A 2828-nucleotide genomic window follows, 5' to 3' on the forward strand; every position below is an offset into this window, starting at 1 on the left:
AAGTCTACACCCTCTCCCGCGCAGTTTGCGGGAGAGGGTGCGAGCGACAGCGAGCGGGTGAGGGCCCTTTGCGGCCCGCCGTGGCAACCCGTATAATCCGCCGCGACGTCTCGACAAGCTGACGAACAAATCACTCAGACCGGCACGACCCCATGGCAGACGCCGCACGCGGACGGGTTCTCCCCGTACGCCACCAGCCGCCGCTTCCCACGGAGCGGATGATCGTCCGCGACGAGCCCGACGCCGAGGCGATCCCCATGGACGTGGTGATCGTGGGCGCCGGCCCGGCCGGGCTGGCGTGCGCCATCGAGCTCAAGCGCCTGATCCAGAAGGACACCGAGGCCGGCGGCTCCCTGGGCGACACCGAGATCGCCGTGCTCGACAAGGCATCGGCCCTGGGCGAGCACAACCTGTCGGGCGCCGTGGTGAACCCGCGCGCCTTCCGCGAGCTGTTCCCCGAGCTCACGGACGCGGACTTTCCGTTCAAGGACAAGGTCGTCAAGGAAACCGTCGCCGTGCTCACGGAGACGGGCTCGTTCAAGATCCCCACGCCCCCGCCCATGCACAACGCGGGGAACTACACGGCCAGCATCAGCGAGATCTGCCGCTGGCTGGGCGACAAGGCCGAGGCGCTGGGCGTGAACGTGTTTCCCGGCTTCCCGGTCGATTCCCTCCTCGTGGAGGGGCAGAACGTACGCGGCGTGCGCACCACGCCCAGCGGCCAGGGCCGCGACGGCACGGGCGGCGAGCCCCCCACGGACCTCACGGCGCGCGTGACCGTGCTGGCCGAGGGCACGCGCGGGCCGCTGGGGCAGGCGTGGGTGGAGTGGCAGGGCATCACGCGCGAGAACCCGCAGATCTTTGCCCTGGGCGTCAAGGAGCTGTGGGAGACGAAGGAGCCGCTGGACCGCATCGTCCACACGCTGGGCTGGCCCCTGCCGCGCGACGCGTTCGGCGGCAGCTTCATGTACCCGCTGGAGCCCAACCTCGTCGCCATCGGCCTCGTGGTGGGCCTGGACTACCGGCAGACCACGCTGGACGTTCACCAGATGCTGCAGCGGCTCAAGCTGCACCCGTTCTTTCGCAAGTACCTGGAGGGCGGGGAGATGGTGGAGTGGGGCGCCAAGACCATCCCCGAGGGCGGCTACTACGCCCTGCCGCAGCGCAAGAGCGGCGACGGCCTGCTGATGGTGGGCGACACCCTGGGCCTGGTGGACGTGCCCTCGCTCAAGGGCATCCACTACGCCATGCAGAGCGGCATCTACGCCGCGCGCGCCATCTTCGAGGGCCTCAGGAAGGGCGACACGTCGGCCGCGGCGCTGTCCGCGTACGACCGGATGCTGGACGGCAGCTACGTGCGCGACGACCTGCACAAGAGCCGCAACCAGCGCCTGGCGTTCAAGGACGGCTTCTTCGTGGGCGGCTTCAAGGCGGGGCTGATGACCATCAGCGGCGGCAAGCTGTTCGGCGGCAAGATCAGCATGCACGCCGACGCCGACGTGGAGCGCGACGTCACGCCCGCCGCGCCGTTCGTGCCCGACGGCAAGCTGACGTTCAGCAAGGTGGACGCGGTGTTCAAGAGCGGCAACCAGACCCGCGACGACATCCCGTCCCACCTGATCGTGGGCCAGGACATGCCCAAGGAAGTGGCCGAGCTGTACGTGCACATGTGCCCGGCCGGCGTGTACGAGCTCAACGGCGACAAGCTGGTGGTGAACGCGCCCAACTGCATCGACTGCAAGGCGACGGACGTGATCGGCCCCCGCTGGACCCCGCGCGAGGGCGGCAGCGGCCCGTCCTACAAGCGCATGTAAGCCGATCCGCGGATGGATCGGGAACAGGCCGGGTGCCCCGCGCGGGCACCCGGCCTGTCTGCATCCACCGCCATCGAGAGCAACAGATTTTCTCACGCAGAGGGAGCAGAGGCAGCAGAGTACTGCTTTGCGCGTGTGAGCACGGGCCGTGCGGGTACGGCGGGACGGCTGATCCACTTTCCTTTGAACGCGACCGACGTGGCGCACGACGTTCCCTCCGAGTACGACGAAGGCGCGGCGGAATACGACCGGCGCTGGGCGCGCTACAACGCCCGGAGCCTGGCGCTGCTGCGTCCGTGGATCGCCGGGCGGGACCTGGGCCGCGTGCTGGACGTGGGATGCGGCACGGCCAACCTGCTGCGCCTGCTGACCGACGGCGGCGCCCGTGCATCCGCCTACGCCGGCATCGACCCCGCGCCCCGGATGCTGCGGATCGCGCGCGGCAAGGCGCGAGCGATGGACGTCCGCGGCGGATTCGCGGCGGCGCCGGCGGAGGCGCTGCCCTTCGCGGACGGCGCATTCGACGTCGTGATCACGGCCAGCACACTGCACGACTGGGACAACGTGCCCGCCGGCCTCGCGGAGATCCGGCGCGTGCTGCGCCCTGGCGGCGAGCTGATGCTGCTGGACTGGGATCGCGATCCGCTCTCCATGCGCCTGCTGAACGCATGGATGCGCATCACGCGCGTGGGCTACCGGCGGATGTACAGCCGCGCCGAGATGCGCGCCGCCCTGACGAACGCGGGCTTCACGATCGACGATGAAGCGCGCGGCGAGGCTGGCGGTTCCTGGCGCGTCATCGCGTTCCGCTGCACCCGCTGATTTTCCTTTCGCGGCCGCCCGCCGATACTGATCTTGATCACCCCCAAGTAGCGTCATCCTGAGGAGCCGCCGCGCGGATCTTTACACGTGCACGATCGATGGCGGCGACGAAGGATCTTGCCCGCGCAGCGCCAAGCTGGTTCCGAGCACGTACGCCGACCTCCTGTTTCGCACACGGGATCCTTCGTCGCC

Annotated in this window: 2 protein-coding genes; both read left to right on the forward strand. The window is 69.5% G+C overall.

All coding sequences use genetic code 11. From position 1 onward, the window contains the following. Positions 1-152: 152 nt before the first annotated feature. Positions 153-1814 carry an electron transfer flavoprotein-ubiquinone oxidoreductase gene (locus VFZ20_RS24240; RefSeq protein ID WP_329686536.1) on the forward strand — a complete coding sequence of 554 codons (1662 nt, stop codon included), beginning with the start codon at positions 153-155 and terminating at the stop codon, positions 1812-1814. 183 nt (positions 1815-1997) lie between these two features. Further along, positions 1998-2636, forward strand: a complete 639-nt coding sequence (locus tag VFZ20_RS24245; RefSeq protein WP_329686537.1) for a class I SAM-dependent methyltransferase — start codon at positions 1998-2000, stop codon at positions 2634-2636. The last annotated feature ends 192 nt before the right edge of the window (positions 2637-2828 follow it).

Origin of the sequence: Longimicrobium sp. (assembly GCF_036280135.1) — a bacterium.
Lineage (GTDB): Bacteria > Gemmatimonadota > Gemmatimonadetes > Longimicrobiales > Longimicrobiaceae > Longimicrobium.